The organism is Streptomyces sp. NBC_00019 (assembly GCF_045041015.1).
Classification (GTDB): domain Bacteria; phylum Actinomycetota; class Actinomycetes; order Streptomycetales; family Streptomycetaceae; genus Streptomyces.
In genome coordinates this window covers 8,887,658-8,911,970 of record NZ_CP108302.1, presented here as the reverse complement: position 1 = coordinate 8,911,970, position 24,313 = coordinate 8,887,658, and the positions used below count along the sequence as shown (strand labels likewise).

Below are 24,313 nucleotides of genomic sequence, written 5' to 3'. Positions count from 1 at the left end.
ACGTTCGGAGGTTGTTGCGTGGCCGATCCCATCGCGGACACCGACTGGGCGGCGGGCGTCGCCTCGCTGCGCCGCACGCCCCAGCAGGCCCGTAGCAAGGCCCGGCTCGCCCGGGTCCTGGAGACCGCCGAGCGCGTGCTGGTCGAGGAGGGCGTCGAGGCGCTCACCACGACCCGGATCGCGGCCGAGGCGAGGGTCTCGGTCGGCTCGCTGTACCAGTACCTGCCGGACCGGGGCGCGATCATCGAGGCCCTCGCGGCCGGGTACTTCGCGAAGCTGGAAACCGCGATGGACGACCTGGTCGGCGCGGCCGCCGCACAGCGCTGGGACGACCCGGTCGGCATCCTCATCGACGCGTTCGCCTCCATCTACCGCACCGAACACGGCTTCCGAGCCCTGTGGTTCGGCAGCGGACTGACCGAACAGACGCGCGCCGCCGACCGCGAGCACAAGCGCCGTATGGCCGACGGCATCCGCCGTATCCTCCTCGCCCTCGACCTCGCCGAGGACGACGAGGCGCTGGCCCGCACATGTCACGCGGCGATGCTGGCGGCCGACGCTCTCGCCCAGGAGGCGTTCCGGCGGGACAGGGCGGGGGACGCGGCGCTGCTGGACGAGGCGAAGGTCATGCTGCGGGGGTATCTGGGGGATGTGGCGGCGCGCTATCGGGGCGGGGCTTCACAGGGCGACCGCTGAAACGCGACCGGCGGACCTGCCTCAGGCAGATCCGCCGGTGAACACCGTCGGGACGACAGGATTTGAACCTGCGACCCCTTGACCCCCAGTCAAGTGCGCTACCAAGCTGCGCCACGTCCCGGTGCGTTTTCGCGCGGTGAACCGCGTGATCGCGCGAAGAGCACTTTACCCCACGTGGTGGGCCGCTTCGAAGACGGCCCGGGCCGCGCGGGACAATCGGGATATGGGCAGTACACCTTCAGGACAGCAGGCCGACGCCAGGGACCGCGACGACGAGGGGCGGGCGCGCAACGCCCGGCCCCGGGACGGGCTCGGGCGCCCCCTGCCGTACGGCGCGGACGGCGTCGAGCGGCAACCGGAGGGGGTCGTACGCACCCCCGAGCGGAGCGTCGCGGAAGCACAGGAGCTGCTGGACGCGGGCAAGCCCTTCCATGCGCACGAGGTCTTCGAGGACGCCTGGAAGTCCGGGCCCGAGGAGGAGCGGGCCCTGTGGCGGGGCCTGGCCCAGCTCGCGGTCGGCCTCACGCACGCGGCCCGGGGCAACGTCACCGGCGGGGCTCGGCTGCTGCGGCGCGGGGCGGGGGCGATCGAGGAGTGGGCGTCCGGTGCGGAGCCGAAGCAGCCGTACGGGATGGATCTGGCCGGGCTCGCGGTGTGGGCGAGGGAGCTGGCGGAGGATGTGGAGCGCGGCGGCGAGCCCGTGGACGCGGAGGTCCGGGCACCGCGCCTGCGGCAGTGACACCGGACGCGGCCCTTGTCCTGAACGCCTCCGGTCCTGGGCGCGCGTGCGGGCCCCGGGCGGGCCCGGGCCTCGCAGGACTCTCTCCACACATACACACCCACAGCCCCACGGCCCCACCCCGGACGCGGTGCCGTCACTGTCAGTGCCGTACGGCAGACTCGGGGCGTGCGAAAGATTCATGTCATCGGTATCGGCGCGGGCGACCCCGACCAGCTCACCCTCCAGGCGGTCAGGGCGCTGCGGAGCACGGACGTGTTCTTCGTCCTGGACAAGGGCGAGGTGAAGAGCGACCTGACGGATCTGCGCCGGGACATGCTGGAGGCGCACATACCGCAGGGGATGTACCGCGTCGTCGAGGCGCGGGATCCGGAGCGGGACCGCAGGGCGGGCGGTGCGGCCTACTCGCCCGCCGTCGGGGACTGGCGCAGCGCCCGTGCCGAGATCTACGAGCGGCTGATCACCGAGGAGCTGGGCGAGGACGAGAGCGGTGCGTTCCTGGTGTGGGGCGACCCCGCGCTGTACGACAGCACGCTCGGGATCCTGGAGGAGATCCTCGACCGCGGTGCCGTCAGCTTCGAGTACGACGTCGTGCCCGGCATCAGCAGTGTCTCCGCCCTCGTCGCCCGGCATCGCACCGGACTGAACCGGGTCGCCCGGCCCGTGCAGATCACCACCGGACGGAGGCTCGCCGAGGGGTTCCCCGAGGGCGTGGACGACGTGGTCGTGATGCTCGACGCCCACCAGACCTTCCGGCAGTACGCGGACGAGGACATCGACATCTACTGGGGCGCCTACATCGGCACCCCGGACGAGATCCTCGCCTCGGGCCCGATCGCCGAGGCCGCGCCCCGGATCGAGCGGCTGCGGGCCGAGGCCCGGGAGCGCAAGGGCTGGATCATGGACACGTATCTGCTGCGCCGCAACCCCGGGGAGCGGTAGGGCACCGGCGCGGCCCCGTCCCGCATGCGTCACTGGGCCACCGGTGTGACCGTGGCCTCGTGACCGCCACCGAGGAAACCGCGCCGCCCGCCGCAGAGCCGCCGGTACTGGACAAGCGCCGTCGCAACGTCGTCTTCGTGACGATCATGCTGGGCATGCTGCTGGCCGCCCTGGATCAGACGATCGTCGGCACGGCCCTGCCGACGATCGTGTCGGACCTGGGCGGCGCCGAGCACATGTCGTGGGTGGTCACCTCCTATCTGCTCGCGGAGACCGTCTCGACGGTCCTGGTGGGCAAGTTCGGCGACCTGTTCGGCCGCAAGGTGGTCTTCCAGGTCTCGGCGATCGTGTTCATCACGGGTTCGTTCCTGTGCGGTCTCGCCGGGAACATGACGCTGCTGATCGCCTGGCGGGCGATGCAGGGCATCGGCGCGGGCGGTCTGATGGTGACGTCGATGGCCCTCATCGCCGACGTCATCCCGCTGCGGGAGCGCGGCAAGTACCAGGGCGCCATCGGCGCCGTCTTCGGCGTCGCGACCGTCATCGGACCGCTGCTCGGCGGCCTGTTCACCGACCATCTGACCTGGCGCTGGGCGTTCTACGTCAACGTCCCGATCGCGATCGTCGTGGTCTTCGCGGCCGCCCGCACGATCCCGGTGGTGAAGTCGGCCTCCCGGCCGATCATCGACTATCTCGGCATCGCACTGGTCGCGGTCGGCGCCAGCGCGCTGATCCTGGCGACGAGTTGGGGCGGCAACGAGTACGCATGGGGTTCGGGCGTCATCATCGGCCTGTTCGTCGGCGGCACCGTCGCCCTCGGTCTGTTCTGCTGGGCGGAGACCCGGGCGCCAGAACCGATGCTGCCGATGCGGCTGTTCAGGAACCCGGTGTTCACGGTCTGCTCGATCCTCAGCTTCATCGTCGGCTTCGCCATGCTCGGCGCGATGACCTATCTGCCGAGCTATCTGCAGTACGTCGACGGTGACTCGGCCACGGTCTCCGGGGTACGGACGCTGCCGATGGTCATCGGCCTGCTCATCGCGTCCGTCGCGAGCGGCAACGTGGTCAGCAAGACCGGGCAGTACCGGATCTTCCCGATCGTCGGCTCGCTGGTGATGGGGGTCGGGCTGTATCTGATGTCCCTGATGGGGCCGGGCACCGGTGCCTGGCTGGAGTCGCTGTACATGTTCGTGCTCGGCACCGGAATCGGTCTGTGCATGCAGGTGCTGACGATCGCCGTGCAGAACACCGTCGACTACACCGACCTGGGCACCGCCACCTCCGGTGTCACCTTCTTCCGTACGCTGGGCAGTTCGTTCGGCACGGCCGTCTTCGGCACCATCTACGCCAACTCGCTCAAGCCCAACCTCGAGGACGGGGTCGCGCGGGCCGTGCAGGCGGGCAGCGGTCTCGATCCGGCGGCCATCGCCAAGGCGGCGACCAGTCCGGAGGGCGTGCACAACCTGCCCTCGGCGGTGGCCTCCCCGATCATCGACGCCTACGCCGACACCATCCGGACCGTCTTCCTCTGGACGGTGCCGGTGGCGGCGCTGGGCTTCGTGGTCGCCCTGTTCCTCAAGCAGGTCCAGCTGCGCGACAGCGCGCGGGCGGGCTCGACCGACATGGGCGAGGGCTTCGGGCAGCCGTCCGGCGCGGATTCGCAGCGGGTGCTGGAAGCGGCGGTCGGGAAGATCATCGGCACCACGGGTCTGGAGGACGCGCGCCATATCGTCGCGGCGTCCGACACCCGTCTGGACATCGCCGGTGCCTGGGCGGTGATGCAGGTGGAGCTGTTCACGCGGATGACGGGCCACGCAAGTCTGGGCCTGATGGCCGCCCGCCGTCACATGCCGCCCGAGGTGCTGCTGCCGGTCTTCGACCGGATGGTCGACGAGGGCTGTCTGACCCGCGCCGGCAACCTCTTCTCGCACACCGACGCGGGCACCCGCGAGGCCCATGTCATCGGCAAGGCCTGGGCCACGTGGCTGGAGGAGCGGGTGCAGGAGGACATCGGCCGCCCGGCGGGCACGGATCTGCTGGCTGCGGTCGACGCGATCTCCAAGCGCCTGCTGGTGGAGGACCTGGGCAACGGGCTGACGGAACGGTCCAGGGAACTGGCCTCCACCCACTGAGAATCCATGTGCGGGACGGGCCGGGCAGTCGTCATACTCCCGGCATGCCTCCCCTGCGCTTCCACGATCCCGGCCTCGACGCGCACCACTTCAGCGACTCGGTGCTGGTCCGCTGCCCGCGCTGCGACCGGATCGCGCACTTCGAGCGGAGCGCACCGCCGCAGCCCCGGGTGATCTGCCGGTCCTGCGGTCTGTGCCGGCCCACGAACCGGTGCGCCTGGCCGAGGCTGTGGCTGCGGGCCGAGACCCGTCACGGCACGGTGTCGGCGTACAACCTCGAACACCTCGACCTGCTCAGGCGGTTCGTGGCGGCGGACCTGCGCGAGCGGGATCCCTGGTACGAGCACGGGCGCAAGATGACGTACATCGGCCGGCTCCCCGCCTGGATCAAGAGTGCCAAGAACCGCACCGAGGTGCTGCGCGCCATCGACCGCATGCGGGCCTCGGTCATCTCCGGCTGAGGCCCAGCCGCTCCAGGACCCCGGCGACATCGGGCACTGTCTCCATGCCCGCGGGCAGCGGGGGACGCCGTACGACCACGACGGGCAACGCCAGTCGGCGTGCGGCCGTGAGTTTGGCGGCTGTCGCCGCTCCCCCGCTGTCCTTCGTCACCACGACGTCGATGCAGTGCGTGGACAGCAGCGCGGACTCGTCGTCCACGGTGAACGGGCCGCGTGCCAGCAGGACTTCGGTGCGCGGCGGCATCGGCGGCTCGGGCGGTTCCACGGAGCGTACGACGAAGTGGAGTTCGGTCAGGTGTGCGAAGGCCGCGAGGCCCAGGCGGCCGGTGGTGAGGAACACGCGGGGGCCCAGCAGCGGCAGCAGACCGGCGGCCTCCGCCAGTGAACCGACCGGGTACCAGCGGTCCTCGGGACCCGGCCGCCAGCCCGGGCGACGCAGCACCACCGCCGGTGCGCCGGTCGCGGCGGCGGCCCGGGCCGCGTTTTCCGTGATGGCCTCGGCGAACGGATGCGTGGCGTCGACGAGGGCGTCCACCTTCTGCTCGCGCAGCCAGTCGGCGAGGCCCTCCACACCGCCGAACCCCCCGATGCGTATGTCCCCGGTGACGGCTCCGGGCCGGGTCACCCGGCCCGCGAGGGAGGTGGTGACGCGGATGCCGGGGAGCGCGGTGAGCGCGGCGGCGAGTTCTCGGGCCTCGGTGGTGCCGCCGAGGATGAGGACGTGGGGGGCCATGAAGGAGAGCGTACGAAGGGGGTGCGGGAGAGCGGGCACGGGGGGTTCGTTCGATTTCCGCTGTCTCGCTCGCGCTGCACATCCTTCTTCCTCCTGGCGGTCCTCCTCCCCGAGCTGACCCTCTGGCGCCATGTCCTGAAGTGTGGGGGTCGTGTGGCATGGGTTCGGATCACTCCGCCGGCCCGGGCGGATCGCTATCGTCCTGCCATGGACTCCGTTCGCGCCGTACTGATCGACATCGACGGGGTTCTCACCGTCTCGTGGAAGCCGTTGCCGGGTGCGGTCGAGGCGTTACGGGAGATCCGCGAGGCCGGTCTCGCCGTCGCACTGGTCACCAACACGACGTCCCGGACACGGGCGTCGATCGCCGGCGCGCTGGCGCAGGCGGGGTTCCCGGTGACGGCGCAGGACATCCTGACCGCGCCCGCCGTCACCGCCGCGTACGTCGCCGAGCATTTCCCGGGGGCGCGCTGTGCGCTGCTGAACAGCGGGGACATCGGGGAGGACCTCGGGGACGTGGACGTGATCGATGCCGGGGACACCGGGACCGTCCCGGACGTCGTGATCGTCGGGGGTGCGGGGCCCGAGTTCGACTACGTGGCGCTCAATCGGGCGTTCGGGCATCTCCAGCGCGGCGCGCGGCTGGTGGCGATGCACCGGAACCTGTACTGGCGTACCGACGACGGACTTCAGCTGGACGCGGGTGCGTTCCTGGCGGGGCTGGAGAAGGCGGCCCGTACCGAGGCCGTGGTGACGGGGAAGCCGTCGCGCGCGTTCTTCGCCTCGGCGCTGGCCCGGCTGGGGGCCGGTGCGGACGAGGCGGTGATGGTGGGGGACGACGTGGAGTCGGACGTACTGGCGGCGCAGGCCGCCGGTGTCACGGGCGTGCTGGTCAGGACGGGCAAGTACCTGCCTCAGACGCATCGGGACGCGAGCGGCACCCCGGACCATGTGATCGACTCGTTCGCGGAGCTGCCCGCGTTGCTCCGGGCGTGGTCAGCGGAGCAGTAGCTGGAGACCGCCGACGATCGTCGCCGCGATCACGAGCTGTTCGAAGAGCCGCTGGTTGATCCTGTTCACGGCCCACTTGCCGAGGAACGCGCCGGGCACGACGAACGCCACGAGTGCGGCGTCGAGCAGGAGCGAGTGCCCGTCGATCAGGCCGAGGCCCACGCTGAAGGGCACCTTGGACGTGTTGACGATCAGGAAGAAGAATGCGGAGGTGCCCAGGAAGCCGAGCTTCCTGAAGCCTGCCGACAGAAGGTACATCGACATCACCGGGCCGCCGGCGTTGGCGACCATGGTGGTGAAGCCGCCCAGGACGCCGTAGGAACGGGCCTTGATCCGGCCCGCCTTCGTGGCGACCGAGTCCGGTTCGTCGGCCCGGTCGGCCGCGCGGCGGCGCCACACCGTCACGGCCGCCATCAGCAGCAGGATGGCGCCGATCGACGTCCGGACCATCTCGTCGTCGGCCCACATCAGGAAGAGCGTGCCGGCGACCACGCCCGCCGCGACCGCCGGGAACAGCTTCCACAGGGTCGGCCAGTGGGCGTGGCGCCGGTAGGTGAGGACGGCGAGCACGTCGCCGGCGATCAGGATCGGCAGCAGGACGCCGGTCGAGGCGCGGGCGGGCAGGACCGCGGCGAAAATGGCGAGGCTGACCGTGTTGGCCCCGCTCACGGCGGTCTTCGAGAAGCCGACGAGGAGGGCCGCGAAGGCGAGGGCGGCGAACTCCCAGCCGGTTATGTGCCAGAGCGTCATCGTGTTCATGCGGAACCCGATGCTATGCGCATCTAATGGGTGGCGTAAGTTCGTCTCGCCTGATGACCCTTCCCGTGGCTAGTGCCTCTGCACCAGCACCGCGCTCCCCTGTCCCACCCCCACGCACATCGTCGCGAGGCCCCGCGCCGCCCCCGTCCGCCGCATGCGGTGCAGCAGCGTCGTGAGGATGCGTGCCCCCGAGCAGCCCAGCGGATGGCCGAGCGCGATCGCGCCGCCGCTCGGGTTGACCAGCTCCGGATCGATGCCGAGGCGGTCCACGCAGGCGAGGGCCTGGGCGGCGAAGGCCTCGTTGAACTCGGCCTCCTGGATGTCGCCGACGGTCCAGTCGGCGCGGGCGAGCACCTTCTGTGTGGCGGGGACGGGGCCGATGCCCATCACGTCGGGGTGGACGCCGGCCGAGGCGCCGGCGACATAGCGGCCGAGCGACTCCAGGCCGAGGTCGTTCAGCGCCTCCTCGCTGACCAGGAGGAGTCCTGCCGCGCCGTCGTTCATGGGTGAGGCGTTGCCCGCCGTGACGCTCCCGCCCTGCCTGAACACCGGCTTCAGCCGGGACAGCTTCTCGTACGAGGTGTCCTCACGGATGCACTCGTCGGCGCCCACGACCACGCCGTCCGCCCGCTCCACGGGCAGGAGTTCGTCGTCGAAGTGGCCGTTCTTGCGGGCTGCGGCGGCGAGTTGATGGCTGCGCAGGGCGAACTCGTCCTGACGTTCACGGGAGACGGCGTAGCGGTCCGCGACCTCCTCCGCCGTCTCGCCCATGGACAGCAGTCCGTGCAGTTCCTTCATCGCCGGGTTGACCAGCCGCCAGCCGAGCCGGGTGTCCACCGTCTCGATGCGGTGCGGCAGGGCCTCGTCGGGGCGGGGCAGGACGAAGGGGGCGCGGCTCATCGACTCGGAACCGCCGGCGAGCACGATGTCGGCCTCGCCCGCGGCGATGGTGCGGGCGGCCGTCGTCACCGCTTCCAGCCCCGAGGCGCACAGCCGGTTCACCGTGGCGCCCGGCACGGTCTCGGGCAGGCCCGCGAGCAGCGCCGCCATGCGGGCGACGTTGCGGTTGTCCTCGCCGGACTGGTTGGCGGCGCCCCAGTAGACGTCGTCGACGCGGGCGGGGTCGAGCGCGGGCACATCGGCGACGAGCCCGCGGATGACGGCCGCGGCGAGGTCGTCGGGGCGGACGCCGGACAGGGCTCCGCGCAGCTTGCCGATGGGGGTGCGGCGGGCGGCCGCGAAGTGGACGGGACGCACGGCTGGTCTCCCCGGTCGAATTAATTAGCACTGCTAGTTTCGGAGTGTAGACCGCCCCGCCGCACCCTGGGAAGATCTCCGGGGACCTTCACCGACGCAGCTGGAGGAGACATGACCGAGGCCCGCGAGCACACCCTCGACGGACTCGTCGTACGCGAGTGGCCGCACCCACAGCCGCGCCACCTCGCGCTCATGGTGCACGGATACGGCGAACACATCGGGCGCTACGAGGAGCTCGCCGGCGTTCTCCACCGGCACGGCGCGGCTGTCTTCGGGCCCGACCACCGGGGCCACGGGAAGTCGGCGGGCGAGCGGGTGCTGGTCGAGGACTTCGAGGACGTGGTCACCGATGTGCACACCGTGGCCGACTTCGCCCGAGCCGCCCACCCGGGCCTGCCGGTCGTCCTGATCGGACACTCCATGGGCGGTCTGATCTCCGCCCGCTTCGCACAGCGCCACGGCACCGAGCTCACCGCGCTCGTCCTGTCCGGACCGGTGATCGGCGACTGGGAGCTGCCCCGGCAGCTGATTGCCCTGGACGAGATCCCGGACACGCCCATCAGCCCGGCCTCGCTCTCCCGTGATCCCGCGGTGGGAGCGGCCTACGTGGCGGATCCGCTGGTCTGGCACGGGCCGATGAAGCGGCCGACGGTCGAGTCGTTCCTGCGCACGTTGGAGACCGTGGCCAAGGGCGGTGACATCGGCGGGCTCCCCCTGCTGTGGCTGCACGGCGACGACGACCGGCTGGTGCCGCTCGCCGGCAGCCGCGTCGGGGTCGAGCAGCTCAGCGGGGGTGTCCTGACCGAGCGGATCTATCCGGGCGCCCGGCACGAGGTGTTCAACGAGACGAACAGGGCAGAAGTCCTCGCCGACCTCACCCGTTTCCTGGACGGTGTGCTCGACGGCTGATCCTGCGGCGTTTGCACCGGTTCGCCCTGGGCACCCGCGCCCCCATGGAGTGGTCGCGGCAGGCTGCCTGTGACCAGGGACGCGTCGCACCGCTCCGTACCGGCACGAACCACGCCAGAAGGAGGAGCACGGTATGCCCGTGGTGAGGAGCACCCTTCCCGAGGACGCCCGACGGATCGCCGGGGACGCCCTGCAGAGCACGCTCGTGGATCTGCTCGGACTGTCGCTGATCGGGAAGCAGGCGCACTGGAACATCGTCGGTCCGCGCTTCCGCTCCATCCACCTGCAGCTGGACGAGGTGGTGGACACCGCCCGCACCTACTCCGACACCGTGGCGGAGCGCGCCGCGGCACTCGGGCTGCCGCCCGACGGCCGCCCGGAGACGATCGCCACCGCGTACACCCTGCCTAGCCCCAAGGAGGGCTGGCAGCGGGACAACGAGGTCGTCGCTCTGATGATGGAGACCCTGGAGACGGCGATCGGTCGGCTGCGCGAGCGCATCGGCGCGACGGAGAAGGCGGATCCGGTCACCCAGGACCTGCTGATCGGCATCACGGCGGAACTGGAGAAGCAGCGCTGGATGTTCGACGCCGAGAACTGGCCGCGCGACTGACCGCCACCCGAACGTACGGAAGGGGCACGCGATGACCGACGCCCTCGAACTCGACGCGCTGTGGGAGGACTTCCACCGCGCGGTGAACATGACCTCGCAGGAACTGGCGGCCTGGCTGCGGGTCAGCGACGCCGACGAGGACACCGAGCCGCTGCCGGAGCACGCCGGATCGCCCACCGGGCAGCACGTCCTCGCGATCCTGCAGAAGCGGCGCACGGATCTCACCGATGACGACCTCGAGGTGATGTACGAGGTGGTGGACACCGTGTCGGCACAGGCGGATCCGGAGAACGAGCCGGCGGCCGAGGACACGCGGCGTCGGCACCTGCTGATGACGCTGGGCCACGATCCGCTCAAACCGTAGGAGCGACACCGCAGTTGACCTGAATCAGGTGGCCGAAGACCGACTCCGCCGGGCCCGGATGATCGTGCGAGACTGCTCGCAACCTTGACCTGCGAGCAGAGGAGCCACACGTGACCGGGACCGAGCCGGCCGCCGCCCAGCGGATCGACACGACCAAGCCGCACCCGGCCCGCATCTACGACTGGTACCTCGGCGGCAAGGACAACTACCCGGTCGACGAGGCCCTCGGCCGCCAGATCGCCTCGCTCAGCGGCGACGCCCCGCGGGCCGCGCGCGCCAACCGCTGGTTCATGAACCGGGCCACCCGCCAGCTGGCCGCGAACGCGGGAATCCGCCAGTTCCTGGACATCGGCACCGGTATCCCCACCGAGCCCAACCTCCACCAGATCGCCCAGAAGGTCGCCGCGGACGCCCGCGTCGTCTACGTCGACAACGACCCGATCGTCCTCGCCCACGCCGGCGCCCTGCTGCGCGGCACCGAGGAGGGCGTGACGGAGTACATCGAGGCCGACGTGCGCGAGCCGCGGACGATCCTCGAACAGGCGGGCCGCATCCTCGACCTCGACCGCCCCGTCGCCCTGTCGCTCATCGCGCTCATGCACTTCGTCGCCGACGAGGACGGCGCGTACGACCTGGTGGACACGCTGGTCGATGCGCTGGCTCCGGGCAGTGCCCTGGTGCTGTCCGCGATGACCGCCGACTTCGAGCCGGAGAACGTACGGCGGGGCATCGAGGCCTACGCGGCGGGCGGGGTGACGCTGGTGGCCCGTACCCGGGACGAGTTCGGCCGCTTCTTCGAGGGACTCGACGTGCTGGAACCGGGGATCGTGTCGGTCAAGGACTGGCGTCCCGAACTCGCGGTGGACGAGACACCCGACCCCGCAGCGGGACCGGTGTCGCTCTACGGGGCCGTCGGGATCAAGTCCTAGCCCAGCAACCACCCTCCGTCCACGGCGAGTTCGACGGCGTTGACCGACCGGTTGCGCAACAGGAAGTCCACGGCGTCCACCACGTCCGCCATCGTGGCGAGCCGTCCCGTGGGTGTCCTGGTGCGCAGTCCGGCGAGCACCTCCCCCGGTTTGGCCAGCCAGTACGGGCTGTCCCCGACGACTCCGGGGTGGAGGGCGTTGACGCGGACGGGGGCGAGTTCGACGGCGAGGGTGTTCACCAGTCCGCGCACGCCCGCGTTGACGGTCGCCACGGTCGTCGCACCCGGGTAGGGCCGCTCCTTGGCCTGCCCGCCGAACACGACGATGGCACTGTCGTCGTGCAGCCGGTCCCGGAGCGTATGCACGACCTCGGTGTAGCCGACGAGCTTCAACGTCACCAGGTTCAGGGCGGCCTCGATGTCGTACGCGCTCACCCGGTTGTCGTCGCGGGCGACACCGACGAGGACCAGATGGTCGACGGGCCCGATGTCGCCGAGCGCCGCCGCGATCTCCCGTGGCCGCGCCAGGTCGAGGGCGATGCCTCGCGACGCTCCGATCTCCTTGGCCGCCGTGTCGGCACGATGGGCGTCCCTGCCGGTGAGGACCACCTCGTCCCCCCGCCCCGCACGGAAGCGGGCGAACTCGCGGCCGATCCCCGACGTGCCGCCGACGACGAGCACACTGCTCATGACTCCAGGGCCTCCCTCAGGTACTGCCAGTCCCGTGTGAACCGGTACGAGTGGCGGATCGGCGGCTGCGGCGCCTGTGTCTCCAGCCAACGCACCGGCCCCGCACCGGCGTTGGTGAACCCGTGCACACAACCGGCGCCCGCCCAGGCCACATCGCCGGGCCCCAGCCGGTGCACCGAGCCGTCGAAGGTGGCGTCCACGGCCCCTTCGAGGATCAGGTACGTCTCCTCGAAGGGGTGGTCGTGCGTGCCCGCGACGCCGTCCGGGGCGTACTGCACCATGAACATCGTCGAGGCGACCGCGCCCAGGTCGCCGTCGACCATCATCTTCACCGTGATCCCGCTGTAGACGAGCAGCGCGGTGCGCATGCTCGCCGACACCGCGAGCAGGTCCTGGGACTGCTTGCCGGGTTCCATCTGCGCGGGCTCGAAGTGCCCGAAGGAACGGGTGCGCGGGTCACGGACGTCGAGGCGGACGGGGTTGCGGCGGGCCAGCGCGGGCACCGCCTGGGTGTCGTGGCCGTAACGGGCGCGCGGCACGGGCGCGAGCATGTCCGCCCAGCGTGCGGCGGTGTCCCCGGCCCCCCGCCAGGCGTGCGGAACACCGGTCGGCAGCAGCCCGTAGTCGCCCTCTTCGAGGAGATACGACCCCTCGGCCATGTCGAGGACGACGGTCCCGTCGAGCACGCAGAAGCTCTCCTCGTACGAGTGGACGTGGGGCCCGATCGCACCGTCCGGCAGCAACTCGCAGATGCCGAAGCCGGTATGGACACTGCCGTCGTCCTCGCCGACCAACTCCCGCCGCCGGTAGCCGTGTTCGTCGTACTCCGGCGGCGGTACGTCGGTGGCGCGGCGCACCAGGTGAGCGGTCACCGGGCGGCCTTCGCGGCCAGGAGCCGGTCGCGGGACTCCTCGACGAGGCGCCGGGCGCGGGCCACGTCGGCGGTCAACTTCCCGTCCCGCTTGCGGATCACGCCGTCGACGAGCACGGTGTCCACATTGGAGACATCGGCGGACAGCGTCACCGCGGCCGCCGCGTCGTGCACCGGCGCCACGTTCAGCGCGGTGGCGTCGATCGCGACGACGTCGGCCCGCTTGCCGGGGGTCAGAGAACCGGTGCGGTCCTCGAGGCCGGCGACGTGCGCGCCGTTGAGGGTGGCGATCTCCAGCATCCGACGGGCCGTCAGCATCGTTTCGGGCACCGGGACATCGGCCTGCCAGCACTCCGCGTTGACGCGGGCGCGTTCGGCGCCGAAGGCCGCGCGGATCTGGGTGAACATGTCGCCGGGGACGGTGGTGACGACGTCGATGCTCAAGGAGGGCCGCAGTCCGTGCTCGATCGCCTTCATCACCGGCGGCCAGCCGTGCCCCATCTGCGTCTCGACCTGCGGCGCGACGGACACCGTACCGCCGCTGTCGGCGACCATCCGCCACTCCTCCTCGCTGAAGTAGCAGCAGTGGATGTAGGTGGTGTCCGGACCGAGGAGCCCCAGGTCATGGAGTTGCTTGACCATGCCGAAGCGGCCGGCCAACCGTCCCATGCCGACGTGGACGGTGATCGGGATGTCCAGTTCCCGGGCCAGACCCCATTCCGCGGTGACGACGTCGTTCACACAGAAGCCGGGGCCACGGGTGGCGAGGCCCATGGTGAGCAGGGAGTCGTCGGAGGCGAAGTACTTGGCGCGGATCCGTCGTACATCGTCGCCAGGGATCGCGATCTTGCTCTCGAACCAGTAGTCGGCGAGGGAGGTGTTGGCGCTGCCGTAGGCGTACTGGGCGCGGATGCCGGTCTCGGCGAGGGCCCGGATCGCGGCGTCGGGGTGTTCGGGGGTGTTGTTGATGTGCGACCAGTCGACGAGTGTGGTGATGCCGGCGTTGAGGCACTCCAGGGCGCCGGCCAGGTTGGCCGCGTACACGTCCTCAGGGGTGTAGAGCGGCGCGAAGGTGTCGAGGATGTCGACGAAGTAGTCGTCGAGCGTGGCGTCCGGCGCGACCCCGCGGATCGAGGCCTCCCAGGTGTGGCGGTGGGTGTCGACGAAGCCGGGGATCACGATCCGGCCGGTCATGTCGAGGACTTCGGCGTCGGCGCTGATCTCGGGCCGTACGGCCGCGATCTTCCCGTCCTCGATGAGGACGTCCCCTCGGGGAAGGTCCCCGATGTCGGGGTCCATCGAGATCACGTGACCTGCGCGCAGGAGTGTCCGAACGGTCATCGCCCTTCCTCCTTCGGGGTGTTCAGTACGCGGTGAGGTCGCGGACGGTCGCCACGACCTTGTCGACGGTGGGGATGACCCGCTCCTCCAGGGCGTCGGCGAACGGCAACGGGACGCACTCGCCCGCCACCCTCCGCACGGGCGCGTCCAGCAGGCCGAAGCCCTCGTCGGCGACGACCGAGACGACGGTGGCGCCCCAGCCGCCCTGGTACGGGTTCTCCTCGACGGTGACGAGCCGCGAGGTCCGGGCGAGCGAGGCGAGCACGGTGCTCATGTCCAGCGGCACCAGACAGCGCAGATCGACGACCTCGGCCTCGACACCCTCCTCGGCGAGCCGGGCGGCCGCCCGCAGCGCCACCCGCACCATCGCGGCGAGGGCGACGAGGGTCACGTCGGCACCCTCGCGCACGACGGCGGCGCGCCCCAGCTCGACCACGTGGTCCGGCGGCGGGGGCGAACCCTTCGACGCCAGCAGCCCCTTGTGCTCGAAGAAGACCACGGGGTCGTCGCTGCGGATCGCCGCCGCCATCATGCCGATCACGTCGGCGGGCGTCGCCGGAGCCGCGATCTTCAGGCCGGGGACGGTGAGCGCCCAGTTCTCGGTGGCCTGCGAGTGCTGGGCGCCGAAACCGAGCCCGCCGCCGTTGGCGGTGCGAACGACGAGGGGCACGGTGACCTGACCGCCCGTCATGTAACGCACCTTGGGTATCTCGTTGGCGAGGTAGTCCCAGCAACAGGCCAAAAAGTCCGAGAACATGATCTCCGCGACGGGCCGCATCCCGGTCATGGCCGCGCCCATCGCCGCGCCCACGATGGCCTGTTCGGAGATGGGCGTGTCCCACACCCGCTCCGGCCCGAACTCCTTGAACAGCCCGGCGGTCGTCTTGAACACCCCGCCGGCCTCCCCGATGTCCTCTCCGAGGCATACGACCGTCGCGTCCCGGCGCATCTCCCGCGCGATGCCCTCGGCGACCGCCTCCCGGTAGGTGATCATGTCCGCCATGCGGCACCCCCGTCGGCCCATACGTCGGTCAGCGCCTGCTCCGGATCGGGCGCGGGCGCGCTCTTCGCCGCCTCGACCGCCTTGCGTACGACGTCCAGGGCGCGCTCGTCGGCCGCGGTGAGCGTCTCCTCCGACACGCCCAGCTCGGTCAGCCGTCCCCGCGCGATGTCCAACGGGTCGTGCTTGAGCCAGCGTTCGACCTCCTCGGCCGGACGGTAGGCCGCCGGGTCGGACCGGCTGTGGCCGAAGTGCCGGTAGGTCGCGGCCTCCAGCAGGGCGGGCCCGTCTCCTGCCCGGGCCCGCCCTGCCAGGGCGGCGACGGCGTCCCGGACCGCGACGACGTCGTTGCCGTCGACCGTCTCGCCCGGGATGCCGTAGGCGGGCGCCCGGTCGGCGGCGGGCCGGGCGACCGCGGTGACGGCGGCGATCGGCGTGTACTCCATGTACAGGTTGTTCTCGCAGACGAACAGCACGGGCAGCTTCCACACGGCGGCCAGGTTGAGCGCCTCGTGGAAGGCTCCGATGTTGGTCGCGCCGTCGCCGAAGAAGGCCACCGCGACCTGGTCGGTGCCGCGCAGCCGCGCCGACCAGGCCGCGCCGGCCGCCATCGGGAGGTGGGCGCCGACGATGGCGTAGGAGCCGAGCATGCCCGTGGCCGCCTTGGTCAGGTGCATGGAGCCACCCTTGGCCCCGCACAACCCCGTTGCCCGGCTCATGAGTTCGGCGAGGCACTCCTCGGGGGTGGCGCCCCGCGCCAGGGCGTGATGGTGGCCGCGGTACGTGGCGAAGACGTAGTCGTCGGCGCGCAGGGCGGCGCTCGCGCCGACGGCGATCGCCTCGTGGCCGGCGGCGAGGTGGGTGGTGCCCTTGACGAGTCCCTGGAGAAACAGGTCGTGGGCGGCCTTCTCGGTACGGCGGATGAGGACCATCTGCTCGTACAGGGCGAGGAGTTCGGCGCTATCCACCATGGGAGTCACCCCGGTTGAGATGGGACTGCGACTCCCGCCGGGTGTTGAGTTCGCCGCCGACCGTCCAGTACTTGCGGCCCGCCACCAGCAGTTCCTCGGCCGGGAACTTGGTGATGACCTCGCAGCCGTCGGCGGTGACGACGAGCTCCTCCTCGATACGGGCGGCGGACCAGCCGTCGGCGGCCGGCCAGTAGGTCTCCAGGGCGAACACCATGCCCTCTTCGAGGACTTCGGGGTGGTCGAGGGAGACCAGACGGCTGAAGATGGGCTTCTCCCAGATGGACAGCCCGACCCCGTGGCCGTACTGCAGCGCGAAGGCGGCGGTCTCGTCGGCGAAGCCGAACTCCTCGGCGCTCGGCCAGACCCGGACGATGTCGGCTGTGGTGGCGCCGGGGCGGACGAGCGCGATCGCCTCGTCCATGTACTCCCGGCAGCGGACGTACGCGTCGCGCTGGGCGCCGGACGCGCTGCCCACGGCGAAGGTGCGGTAGTAGCAGGTGCGGTAGCCCAGGTGGCTGTGCAGGATGTCGAAGAAGGCGGGGTCGCCGGGGCGGATCAGACGGTCGCTGTAGACGTGCGGGTGGGGTGAACAGCGTTCCCCGGAGATGGCGTTGACGCCTTCGACGTACTCGCTGCCGAGGTCGTACAGGACCTTGCTGACGAGCCCCACGCACTCGTTCTCGCGTACGCCGGGCCGCAGATAGCCGTACAGCTCCTCGTACGCGGCGTCCACCATCGCGCAGGCCTGGGCCAGCAGGGAGATCTCGTCGCGGGTCTTGATGCGGCGGGCCTCCAGGAAGACCTGCTGGCCGTCGACGACGTCGATGCCCTCGGAGCGCAGGGCGGCGAGGACCGGCATCTCGGCGACGTCGATGCCCAACGGCTCGTCCGCCAGGCCGTGTTCGCGCAGCTCGGCGGCGATCTTCGCGGCGACGTCCTCGGCGATCCCGGCGTCCGGGTGGAAGGCGCCGCGGAGGGTGGAGATACCGGCGCGGGCGCCCGTGGGCGGGCCCTCGTTGCCGGCGCTGTAGTCGAGCCAGGGGTTGTACAGCTGATGGTGGCGGGCGGCGGAGCCGAAGTCCCAGACGACCGGTTCGCCACCGCGCGTCAGCAGGGCGAAGCGGATCAGCTTGTCCATCGCCCAGGTGCCGATGTGCGTGGCGGTCATGTAGCGGATGTTGGCGAAGTCGAAGCTGAGCACCGCGCCGAGGGAGGAGCGGTTCAGGGTCTCGTGCAGCCGGGCCAGCCGTTGCCTGCGGAGCCGGTCCAGGTCGACGCGCTCTTCCCAGTCGACGGCGTTGGGTCCGAAAGTGCGGATCGCCATGGCGACCACCCCCGCCTTCGAGTCAACGACCGTGTCCCGGAAGTGTCAAGTGCTACTGAACACTCCGGCCGGCGACGAACCAGACCCCCACGGCCGGTTCGGCGCCGTCGTTGCGGTAGCGGTGCGGGGTCGTCGACTCGAAGCACACGGCGTCGCCGGGGCGCAGGACGCGATCCTCGAAACCGAGGGTGAGGACGAGTTCACCGGAGGTGAGATAGCCGTACTCCGTGCCCGCGTGCCGCATCAGACCGCCCGAGGTGGCGGAGGAGCCGCCGGGCCGGTAGGTCACCAGCAGGAAGTCGGCGTCCGTGCCGGGGACGTGTCCGAGCCGTTCCCACACGACGCCCGAGTCCAGCTCCAGGACCTCCCGCTCACCAGGGGTGACCAGGGGTCCTATGCGTCGGCCGGGGTCGGCGGCGAAGGCGGCCATGGCGTGCAGTGCGGCGGCGCCGACCGTCGCCGCGGCGGGCTCCCGCGCCTCGAAGAGCGACTCGACGGAGATGCCGAGTGCCGTCGTGATCGCGTACAGCGTGCTCACCGACGGCTGGCTCTTGCCGGTCTCGATCTGCGACACCAGGCTCGCGGAGACCCCGACCTCACGCGCGAGGGCCCGCAGACTGAGCCCGCTCTCCAGACGCGCCCGACGAATGCGCGCACCGACGGGCGGCACGGCGACAGGTGACACCGGCGACTCCTCTCCCTCGCGGGAATGTGCAGCACCATTGAACAGCCGGTGCCCACCACGCGGCCAGCACCGCAGGTGGACGCAGCACGACACCTTTCCCCGGACGGGCGGGCGGGACCGGACGGCGGGCACTTCTCGGCGCCGCGGTACTCGGTGCGAGCGGAGCGGCCCTCGGGCTGCCCCTACCCACCACCCCCTCGCTCCCCCGAAATCCCCGTCCGCACCTCCCACCCACCCTCGACTCTCGCCCCACGGTCAGCTCGCGGACTCTCGGTCCAGGACACCGACGCGGAAGCCCTGAGCAGCGGGTGACATGCCGGTCGCCGTGGGCGCGGGCGGCGGACGGTCGGATCGGCCGAAAGGCCGACCCCGCCCGCCGCGGTCGTGGCCGTATGGCCGAGGCGCGCGCCCGGGCCCACGGGCGAGGCTGGAGCCACTTCAGAGCCACCCGGAGCTGCCACTCCGACGCCCTCCGATCCGCCCCCGCCTCCCCTCCACCCGCAGGAGTTCACGATGCAGCGCAGCAAGTTCCTCGTCGGCGCCGTCGGAGGCGCGGCCGCGGTCGTCGCCGTCGGCGGCATCGGCACCTACCTGCTCTCCGGGACGGAGTCGACCACCGGACTCGACGACATCAGCACGGTGACCGTCGACGGCCACAGGGCCCTGTCGGGAACGGTCGTCGCGGGCCGCACCGAGAGCAAGTACCACCCGCTGCCCTGGGTCGGCGAGAAGGTCACCGGCGTCACCTGCCCGACCGGTCTGAAGGCGGTGGCGGGGGCCACCGTCACCTGCACCGGCAGGACCACGGGCGGCAAGGCCGTCAAGATCCCGGTCTCCGTGGTCAAGGCCACGCATTCGTCCGTCACCTGGAAGTTCGAGCGCTGACAGAAGGCCACATCACCTCATGAGCACTGTTCTGGCCGGCCGCGGCCTCGTGAAGAAGTACGGCTCCACCACCGCCCTCGCGGGCATCGACGTGGAGGTCGGCGAGCGGGACTCCCTCGCCGTCATGGGCCCGTCGGGCTCCGGCAAGTCCACCCTGCTGCACGCGCTCGCCGGGATCGTCCGCCCCGACGGCGGTCAGGTCCTGCTGCGCGGCGACCGTATCGACACGCTGGGCGAGAACCGGCTCAGCGCCCTGCGCCGCAAGCGGTTCGGGTTCGTCTTCCAGTTCGGCCAGCTGCTGCCGGAACTGCCCGCCGACGAGAACGTCGCCCTGCCGCTGATGCTGGAGGGCACCCCCCGCAAGCAGGCCGTGGAACGCGCCCGCCGCTGGTTCGCCCCGCTCGGCCTCGACGGCCTGGAGCACCGCAGGCCCGGCCAGCTGTCCGGCGGACAGGCCCAGCGCGTCGCCATCGCCCGCGCCCTGGCCGTCGAACCGGACGTGGTCTTCGCCGACGAGCCGACGGGCGCCCTCGACCAGACCACCAGCACCGAGGTGATCCGTCTGCTCACCTCCGTCACCCGCGAGCAGGGCGCCGCGCTCGTCATGGTCACCCACGACGCCGACGTCGCCGCCCACTGCGACCGGGTCCTGCAGGTCCGCGACGGCCGGATCAGCAACTACAGCCAGTTCACGGTCGCCTGAGCCCCTCCCGGAGATGTGATGCGCTCCCCCGTCCTGCCCCTGACCTGGCATCTGGCCCGGTCCTCCGGCCGCCGCGGCCTGCAGAGCCGGCTGCTCGCGGCCGGTGCCGCCGCCGTCGGCGTGTTCGTCATGCTGGTGATGATCGCCGCCACGACCGGTTCCGCCGTCCGCGCCGACCGCACGGCCTGGCGCACGCCCGACGCCGTCAAACACGGCACGGCCGTCCAGGCGCTGGCCACGACGTACGTACGCCACGAGCCCGTCACGGTCGTGTCGCTGGCCCAGCTGCCCGACCGCGCCCGGACCCCCGCACCGCCCGGTCTCCAGAGCTTCCCGAAGCAGGGCGAGGTGTACGTCTCCCCCGCCCTTGCCGACCTGCTGCACAAGCTGCCGGCGGACCAACTCACCGACCGTTTCCCGAAGCCGGCGTCCTACGGCACGATCGGCTCCGCCGGTCTCGCCTCGCCGGACGAGCTGGTCGCCGTGGTGGGACGGGCGCCGGACGCCGCCGCGGTGTCCTCGGCCGCCGAGGGCGGCGCCACCTGGTACGACATCGGACAGGCCGCGCGCGCCGAGATCTCCGAGTTCTCCGGCACCGAGCGGAGCCTGTTCACCGAATCCGATCAGGCGGCAGCCATGCTCGGCGTCGTGCTCCTGGGGATGCCCGTGGTCGTGCTCGCCTCCGCGGCCGGGCGGCTCGGCGCGGCCCGGCGCGAACAGCGGCTCGCCGCCCTGCGGTTGGCCGGGGCGACGCCGCGCCAGATCATCGCGATGACCGCCCTGGAGGCGGCCGCCGTCGGCCTGGCCGGCGCCCTCACCGGCGCGCTCGCCTACACGGCCCTGCTGCCCGTCCTCGCGAGGATCCCGTACGGCATCGGCGGCTGGTACACGAGTCAACTCTGGGTCGGGACCGGCTGGTTCGCGACCGTCGTGCTGGGCGTCACCGCCCTGCTCACCGTCAGCGCGGTGTCGATGCTGCGCCAGGTGGCGACCTCGCCGCTCGGCGTGGCCCAGCAGGCGAATCCGAGGCGGACCCGGATGATCCGCCTACTGCTGTTCGTGGGCGCCCTCGGCTACATCTGGGCGACCTCCGGCGGTGGCGGCCAGCTGAACAAGCGGCAGCTCCTGACCCTTCTGCTGCTGTTCTACGGCACGTTCTGGCTGTTCGGCCCGTGGGTCGTGGACCGGCTCGGCCGGGTGCTGGGCCGCTTCGCCCGCCGTCCGGCGACCCTGCTGGCAGCGCGCCGGCTCAGCGACGACCCGCGGGGCGCCTGGCGTACCGTCAGCGGCCTGGTGCTGGCCGGGTTCGCGGCCGGGTTCTTCTCGATCAGCATGCTGGGCAGCGACACCGGGCAGTACCGGGACCAGGTCGCCGTGGTCACCGCCGACGCCGGCACCGCCCGGCATGCCGCCGCCGAGGCCCGTACTGTCCTGCACCGCGCCGGTGTCACCGCGACCGTCACCGTCGGGCGGGAGGACGACTTCGACACCATGCTGGGCGGTACACCGGGTGTGCTCGTCCATGTCTCCGGCGGCACGGAACGTATCGACACCGCCGTCACCGCGCTCGCACCGCTCGCCCCGGGCACACCGCCGTACTCCGGCGACTACGCCGGCGCGAGCGACAGCATCGCCACCGGACGGATCGCCCAGGTCAGCATCGCGACCCTGGCCCTGAGCTTCGTCGTGGCGACCGCCTCGGCGGGTCTGACCGCCGCCGCGAACGTCCTCGACCGGCGTCGCGTGTACGGCCTGCTCCGGCTGGCCGGCACCCCGCTCAGGGTGCTGGACCGGGCCCGGGTCCGCGAGACGGTCGTCCCGCTGGTGGTCCTGGCGGGCGGCACCACCGCGATGGGCATGTACGGCGCCGACAGGCTCAACGAGGCGTTCGGCACCACGATCAACACCACCGGCCTCCTCCAGCTGGCCGCCTGCACGGTGCTGGGCGCGCTGGCGATGTTCGCCGCGATCAGCGCCAGCCGGCCGCTGCTGCGGAAGGTGACGGCCGATCCGGCGCAGACCGCGGACTGAACCGACCACCCGCGCACGGCCCGCCGCCACGACAGCGGCGGGCCGTCCGGCCACCCGTATCCGTGAGGCATGATCGAGCCATGACCGCCCCCAGCCCGACCGGCGCCCCCGGCAGCCCCATCCGGGTGCTCATCGCCGACGACCAGGACATGGTCCGCACCGGCTTCCGTTTCTTCCTGAACGCGCAGCCCGACATGACCGTCGTCGCCGAGGCCGCCGACGGTGAGGAGGCGGTGGCGCTGGCCCGGGAACTGCGCCCGGACGTGTGTCTGCTGGACATCCGGATGCCGAAGCTGGACGGTCTGGCCGCCACCCGGCTGCTGGCCGGGCCGGATGTCGCCGACCCGCTGCGGGTGGTCGTGGTGACCACCTTCGACCTCGACGAGTACGTGTACGGCGCGCTGCGCGGCGGCGCCTGCGGCTTCCTCCTCAAGGACTCCGGTCCCGCCCTCCTCGCCGAGGCGGTCCGGGCCGCCGCGGCCGGCGACTCGCTGGTCTCCCCCTCGGTCACCGTCCGCCTGCTCAAGCATGTGACGGACGCCCCGCAGCCGGCCGCCCCCACCCGCCGCGCACCCCTGACCGAGCCACTCACGGACCGCGAACTCGACGTGGTCCGGCTGGTCGCCCTCGGCCGCACCAACGCCGAGATCGCCGCCGAGCTGTACGTCTCCCTGTCCACGGTCAAGACGCACCTGTCCAGCGTCCAGCTGAAACTGCGGGCACGGAACCGCGTGGAGATCGCGGCGTGGGCCTGGCAGCACGGACAGGTCACGCCCGGCGCCTAGTCTCCCGAACGGATGAGCCCCGTCAGATACCGCCACAGCGACGACCGCCGCTTGACGGCCGGGTCCTGTGCCTCTGGTACGCCGGTCGCGGGCGCCTCGGCCGGTACGGGCTCCGGCACGAACGTACCGGACAGCTCGTAGCGCACCGGCAGGGACCGCAGCCCCCGCATGAACGGCGAGGAACGCCACGGCAGTTGGTCCGCCGGCAGGGCGAGCTCCAGATGACCGAACCGTTCCACGATCCGGCTCACCCCGGCTGCCGCGATCGTCGACGCCAGCTCCCGGGCCGGGCACTGACGGGGCCCCGCACCCCACGCCAGATGCGCCCGGCTGCTGATGCTGGAGGAGCCCGGTGTCATCTGCCCGGCGAACAGCGGGTCGGCGTGCGCGGCGGCGGCGGAGACCCACACGGGGTCGCCGGCGTGGATGGTGTAGTCGCCGAGCGGGGTGTCCGCGGCCGCGAACCTCGGCACGAAGTTGACCAGCGGCGGCTTGCGCATGACCACCCGGTTCATGGTCTCCCGGACCATGCCGGCGGACAGCGTCTGGCGCACCCCGCCGTCGCCCTCGCCGGAGATCACCTCGACGACGGTGTTGGAGATGAGGATGCCGACGTGGTCGGAGGTCATCCCGAGCAGCATGAACAGTTCGCGGGCCAGTTCGTCGACCGTGAGGTCCGGGTGGGCGGCGAGCAGATGCGAGGGGAAGTCGTCGCCCGGCTTCTCCCTCTTCGCGGCGGCCAGCTCCGAGAGCGTCACCAGCAGCCGCGCCAGGGCGGGTTCGGCGTCCGGGCCGGCGTCCAGCACCCGCCACATGTCCATCAGGGCGTCGTCGCCCTGCGAGCCGGGGAAGCCGAGGAGATGGCTCGCCGCCATCAGCGGCAGCGGGCGGGAGAACTGCGCCGACAGGTCGGCGAGCCCCGTACGGCCGCCCTGCGCGAGCAGGCCGATCAGCTCGTCGGCGTAGCCCGTGACGGCGGCCTTGAGTCGCTTGGCCTGCGGGTGGCGCGGGTCCTGGAAGGGCCTGAGGGCGGTGTCCCAGGCGCCGCGGAGCCGGGGGTAGCCGGGACCGCCCTGGATCAGCACGTGGTTGACCTCGAGGGAGGGGCCGAGCGGCCAGTCGGCGGGCACCCGGCCCTCGGTGCGGGCCCGCCAGTTCTCCAGTCCCTTCGGCCAGCCGGCGTCGTCCTGGAGCACCTGGAGCGACTCGCGGTAGCCGAGCACGAGCCAGGCGGGCACGCCCAGCAGGTCGACCGGCGCGACCGGACCGTGGCGCTCACGCAGCCGCTCGTAGACGAGCGCGGGGCGCGTCTCGTAGTCCCGGGTCAGCAGGGGTTCGGGAGCCAGGTCCTCCAGCCGTGCCCCGTCCGACGTGGACTCCTCCTCGTCGACCACATGGAACTCCATCGTGCTGTCGCCCCCCTCCGGCGCCCGGCCATGACAGGCCGCACGGGACCCTACCCGAGGGGTGACAGGCGTCAAGT

Annotated in this window: 25 protein-coding genes and 1 tRNA gene; 14 read left to right on the top strand and 12 right to left on the bottom strand. The window is 71.6% G+C overall.

Annotated features, from left to right (window positions below; translation table 11 throughout):
* The first annotated feature begins 18 nt into the window (after nucleotides 1–18).
* Entirely contained in the window at nucleotides 19–696 is a 678-nt protein-coding gene (locus OHU89_RS41240) for a TetR family transcriptional regulator (protein WP_405650239.1), read from the top strand.
* A 47-nt stretch (nucleotides 697–743) separates the two neighbouring features.
* On the opposite strand, the gene OHU89_RS41235 is transcribed toward OHU89_RS41240, so the two are convergent.
* Nucleotides 744–817 (bottom strand) — tRNA-Pro (locus OHU89_RS41235).
* A gap of 102 nt (nucleotides 818–919) precedes the next feature.
* Here OHU89_RS41235 and OHU89_RS41230 point away from each other — a divergent pair.
* The 4 genes from OHU89_RS41230 (at nucleotide 920) to OHU89_RS41215 (ending at nucleotide 4,970) form a co-directional block, all read left to right on the top strand.
* Nucleotides 920–1,435 (top strand): DUF309 domain-containing protein, encoded by a 516-nt coding sequence (locus OHU89_RS41230; protein WP_405650237.1) that lies wholly within the window; start codon nucleotides 920–922, stop codon nucleotides 1,433–1,435.
* Nucleotides 1,436–1,603: 168 nt separating this feature from the next.
* Complete coding sequence (gene cobF / locus OHU89_RS41225; protein ID WP_405650235.1) at nucleotides 1,604–2,377, top strand: precorrin-6A synthase (deacetylating); 774 nt, start codon at nucleotides 1,604–1,606, stop codon at nucleotides 2,375–2,377.
* Nucleotides 2,378–2,436: 59 nt separating this feature from the next.
* Nucleotides 2,437–4,509: an MDR family MFS transporter gene (locus OHU89_RS41220; RefSeq protein ID WP_405650234.1), complete on the top strand. Its 2,073-nt coding sequence runs from the start codon at nucleotides 2,437–2,439 to the stop codon at nucleotides 4,507–4,509.
* A gap of 44 nt (nucleotides 4,510–4,553) precedes the next feature.
* On the top strand, nucleotides 4,554–4,970 hold the full coding sequence (locus tag OHU89_RS41215; RefSeq protein ID WP_405650233.1) for a hypothetical protein: 417 nt from the start codon (nucleotides 4,554–4,556) through the stop codon (nucleotides 4,968–4,970).
* Here OHU89_RS41215 and OHU89_RS41210 read toward each other — a convergent pair.
* On the bottom strand, nucleotides 4,957–5,703 hold the full coding sequence (locus OHU89_RS41210; RefSeq protein ID WP_405650231.1) for a cobalt-precorrin-6A reductase: 747 nt from the start codon (nucleotides 5,701–5,703) through the stop codon (nucleotides 4,957–4,959). The genes OHU89_RS41215 and OHU89_RS41210 overlap by 14 nt on opposite strands.
* On the opposite strand from OHU89_RS41210, the gene OHU89_RS41205 reads away from it, so the two are divergent.
* Nucleotides 5,692–6,714 (top strand): TIGR01458 family HAD-type hydrolase, encoded by a 1,023-nt coding sequence (locus OHU89_RS41205; protein ID WP_405650230.1) that lies wholly within the window; start codon nucleotides 5,692–5,694, stop codon nucleotides 6,712–6,714. The genes OHU89_RS41210 and OHU89_RS41205 overlap by 12 nt on opposite strands.
* On the opposite strand, the gene OHU89_RS41200 is transcribed toward OHU89_RS41205, so the two are convergent.
* Nucleotides 6,700–7,473, bottom strand: coding sequence for a sulfite exporter TauE/SafE family protein (locus tag OHU89_RS41200; RefSeq protein WP_405650228.1), 774 nt, complete (start codon nucleotides 7,471–7,473; stop codon nucleotides 6,700–6,702). The genes OHU89_RS41205 and OHU89_RS41200 overlap by 15 nt on opposite strands.
* Nucleotides 7,474–7,542: 69 nt before the next feature.
* Nucleotides 7,543–8,730 (bottom strand): thiolase family protein, encoded by a 1,188-nt coding sequence (locus tag OHU89_RS41195; RefSeq protein WP_405650226.1) that lies wholly within the window; start codon nucleotides 8,728–8,730, stop codon nucleotides 7,543–7,545.
* Nucleotides 8,731–8,841: 111 nt separating this feature from the next.
* Between OHU89_RS41195 and OHU89_RS41190 the strand changes: the two genes are divergently transcribed.
* The 4 genes from OHU89_RS41190 to OHU89_RS41175 all read left to right on the top strand — a co-directional run bounded on the left by OHU89_RS41190 (nucleotide 8,842) and on the right by OHU89_RS41175 (nucleotide 11,545).
* On the top strand, nucleotides 8,842–9,639 hold the full coding sequence (locus OHU89_RS41190; RefSeq protein WP_405650225.1) for an alpha/beta hydrolase: 798 nt from the start codon (nucleotides 8,842–8,844) through the stop codon (nucleotides 9,637–9,639).
* 133 nt (nucleotides 9,640–9,772) lie between these two features.
* Nucleotides 9,773–10,252, top strand: a complete 480-nt coding sequence (locus OHU89_RS41185) for a Dps family protein (RefSeq protein WP_405650224.1) — start codon at nucleotides 9,773–9,775, stop codon at nucleotides 10,250–10,252.
* Nucleotides 10,253–10,283: 31 nt separating this feature from the next.
* Nucleotides 10,284–10,616, top strand: a complete 333-nt coding sequence (locus OHU89_RS41180) for a DUF3140 domain-containing protein (protein WP_266885408.1) — start codon at nucleotides 10,284–10,286, stop codon at nucleotides 10,614–10,616.
* A gap of 110 nt (nucleotides 10,617–10,726) precedes the next feature.
* A complete protein-coding gene (locus OHU89_RS41175) occupies nucleotides 10,727–11,545 on the top strand; it encodes an SAM-dependent methyltransferase (RefSeq protein ID WP_405650223.1) in 819 nt (272 codons plus the stop codon).
* Here the strand turns inward: OHU89_RS41175 and OHU89_RS41170 are convergent.
* From OHU89_RS41170 to OHU89_RS41140, 7 genes are read right to left on the bottom strand one after another with little or no spacing between them, the layout of a single operon-like run.
* Complete coding sequence (locus tag OHU89_RS41170) at nucleotides 11,542–12,234, bottom strand: SDR family oxidoreductase (RefSeq protein WP_405650221.1); 693 nt, start codon at nucleotides 12,232–12,234, stop codon at nucleotides 11,542–11,544. The two genes, OHU89_RS41175 and OHU89_RS41170, sit on opposite strands and share 4 nt — an antisense overlap.
* Complete coding sequence (locus OHU89_RS41165) at nucleotides 12,231–13,106, bottom strand: cupin domain-containing protein (RefSeq protein WP_405650219.1); 876 nt, start codon at nucleotides 13,104–13,106, stop codon at nucleotides 12,231–12,233. Before OHU89_RS41165 ends, OHU89_RS41170 begins: the two co-directional genes overlap by 4 nt.
* On the bottom strand, nucleotides 13,103–14,446 hold the full coding sequence (locus OHU89_RS41160; RefSeq protein WP_405650218.1) for an amidohydrolase family protein: 1,344 nt from the start codon (nucleotides 14,444–14,446) through the stop codon (nucleotides 13,103–13,105). Before OHU89_RS41160 ends, OHU89_RS41165 begins: the two co-directional genes overlap by 4 nt.
* A gap of 22 nt (nucleotides 14,447–14,468) precedes the next feature.
* Nucleotides 14,469–15,449 carry an alpha-ketoacid dehydrogenase subunit beta gene (locus OHU89_RS41155; RefSeq protein WP_405650217.1) on the bottom strand — a complete coding sequence of 327 codons (981 nt, stop codon included), beginning with the start codon at nucleotides 15,447–15,449 and terminating at the stop codon, nucleotides 14,469–14,471.
* Nucleotides 15,437–16,414 (bottom strand): thiamine pyrophosphate-dependent dehydrogenase E1 component subunit alpha, encoded by a 978-nt coding sequence (locus tag OHU89_RS41150; protein WP_405654874.1) that lies wholly within the window; start codon nucleotides 16,412–16,414, stop codon nucleotides 15,437–15,439. Before OHU89_RS41150 ends, OHU89_RS41155 begins: the two co-directional genes overlap by 13 nt.
* Entirely contained in the window at nucleotides 16,407–17,741 is a 1,335-nt protein-coding gene (locus tag OHU89_RS41145; RefSeq protein WP_405650216.1) for a M24 family metallopeptidase, read from the bottom strand. The genes OHU89_RS41150 and OHU89_RS41145 overlap by 8 nt, the downstream gene beginning before the upstream one ends.
* Before the next feature lie 52 nt (nucleotides 17,742–17,793).
* Nucleotides 17,794–18,426: a helix-turn-helix domain-containing protein gene (locus OHU89_RS41140; RefSeq protein WP_405650215.1), complete on the bottom strand. Its 633-nt coding sequence runs from the start codon at nucleotides 18,424–18,426 to the stop codon at nucleotides 17,794–17,796.
* Nucleotides 18,427–18,939: 513 nt separating this feature from the next.
* On the opposite strand from OHU89_RS41140, the gene OHU89_RS41135 reads away from it, so the two are divergent.
* The 4 genes from OHU89_RS41135 to OHU89_RS41120 all read left to right on the top strand — a co-directional run bounded on the left by OHU89_RS41135 (nucleotide 18,940) and on the right by OHU89_RS41120 (nucleotide 22,830).
* A complete protein-coding gene (locus OHU89_RS41135; RefSeq protein WP_405650213.1) occupies nucleotides 18,940–19,311 on the top strand; it encodes a DUF4333 domain-containing protein in 372 nt (123 codons plus the stop codon).
* A gap of 19 nt (nucleotides 19,312–19,330) precedes the next feature.
* A complete protein-coding gene (locus OHU89_RS41130; protein WP_405650212.1) occupies nucleotides 19,331–20,014 on the top strand; it encodes an ABC transporter ATP-binding protein in 684 nt (227 codons plus the stop codon).
* 18 nt (nucleotides 20,015–20,032) lie between these two features.
* Nucleotides 20,033–22,045, top strand: coding sequence for an FtsX-like permease family protein (locus OHU89_RS41125; protein ID WP_405650210.1), 2,013 nt, complete (start codon nucleotides 20,033–20,035; stop codon nucleotides 22,043–22,045).
* Nucleotides 22,046–22,125: 80 nt separating this feature from the next.
* Entirely contained in the window at nucleotides 22,126–22,830 is a 705-nt protein-coding gene (locus OHU89_RS41120; RefSeq protein ID WP_266885430.1) for a response regulator transcription factor, read from the top strand.
* On the opposite strand, the gene OHU89_RS41115 is transcribed toward OHU89_RS41120, so the two are convergent.
* Nucleotides 22,827–24,236, bottom strand: coding sequence for a cytochrome P450 (locus tag OHU89_RS41115; RefSeq protein ID WP_405650209.1), 1,410 nt, complete (start codon nucleotides 24,234–24,236; stop codon nucleotides 22,827–22,829). The genes OHU89_RS41120 and OHU89_RS41115 overlap by 4 nt on opposite strands.
* Nucleotides 24,237–24,313: the final 77 nt, after the last annotated feature.

Bases quoted from the DNA above. Each gene is read 5' to 3' on its own strand.
- OHU89_RS41145 (WP_405650216.1), bottom strand. From the start codon at position 17,741: ATGGCGATCCGCACTTTCGGACCCAACGCCGTCGACTGGGAAGAGCGC.
- OHU89_RS41180 (WP_266885408.1), top strand. From the start codon at position 10,284: ATGACCGACGCCCTCGAACTCGACGCGCTGTGGGAGGACTTCCACCGC.
- OHU89_RS41215 (WP_405650233.1), top strand. From the start codon at position 4,554: ATGCCTCCCCTGCGCTTCCACGATCCCGGCCTCGACGCGCACCACTTC.
- OHU89_RS41115 (WP_405650209.1), bottom strand. From the start codon at position 24,236: ATGGAGTTCCATGTGGTCGACGAGGAGGAGTCCACGTCGGACGGGGCA.
- OHU89_RS41200 (WP_405650228.1), bottom strand. From the start codon at position 7,473: ATGAACACGATGACGCTCTGGCACATAACCGGCTGGGAGTTCGCCGCC.
- OHU89_RS41160 (WP_405650218.1), bottom strand. From the start codon at position 14,446: ATGACCGTTCGGACACTCCTGCGCGCAGGTCACGTGATCTCGATGGAC.
- OHU89_RS41210 (WP_405650231.1), bottom strand. From the start codon at position 5,703: ATGGCCCCCCACGTCCTCATCCTCGGCGGCACCACCGAGGCCCGAGAA.
- OHU89_RS41170 (WP_405650221.1), bottom strand. From the start codon at position 12,234: ATGAGCAGTGTGCTCGTCGTCGGCGGCACGTCGGGGATCGGCCGCGAG.
- OHU89_RS41230 (WP_405650237.1), top strand. From the start codon at position 920: ATGGGCAGTACACCTTCAGGACAGCAGGCCGACGCCAGGGACCGCGAC.
- OHU89_RS41125 (WP_405650210.1), top strand. From the start codon at position 20,033: ATGCGCTCCCCCGTCCTGCCCCTGACCTGGCATCTGGCCCGGTCCTCC.
- OHU89_RS41120 (WP_266885430.1), top strand. From the start codon at position 22,126: ATGACCGCCCCCAGCCCGACCGGCGCCCCCGGCAGCCCCATCCGGGTG.
- OHU89_RS41130 (WP_405650212.1), top strand. From the start codon at position 19,331: ATGAGCACTGTTCTGGCCGGCCGCGGCCTCGTGAAGAAGTACGGCTCC.
- OHU89_RS41155 (WP_405650217.1), bottom strand. From the start codon at position 15,449: ATGGCGGACATGATCACCTACCGGGAGGCGGTCGCCGAGGGCATCGCG.
- OHU89_RS41135 (WP_405650213.1), top strand. From the start codon at position 18,940: ATGCAGCGCAGCAAGTTCCTCGTCGGCGCCGTCGGAGGCGCGGCCGCG.
- OHU89_RS41185 (WP_405650224.1), top strand. From the start codon at position 9,773: ATGCCCGTGGTGAGGAGCACCCTTCCCGAGGACGCCCGACGGATCGCC.
- OHU89_RS41190 (WP_405650225.1), top strand. From the start codon at position 8,842: ATGACCGAGGCCCGCGAGCACACCCTCGACGGACTCGTCGTACGCGAG.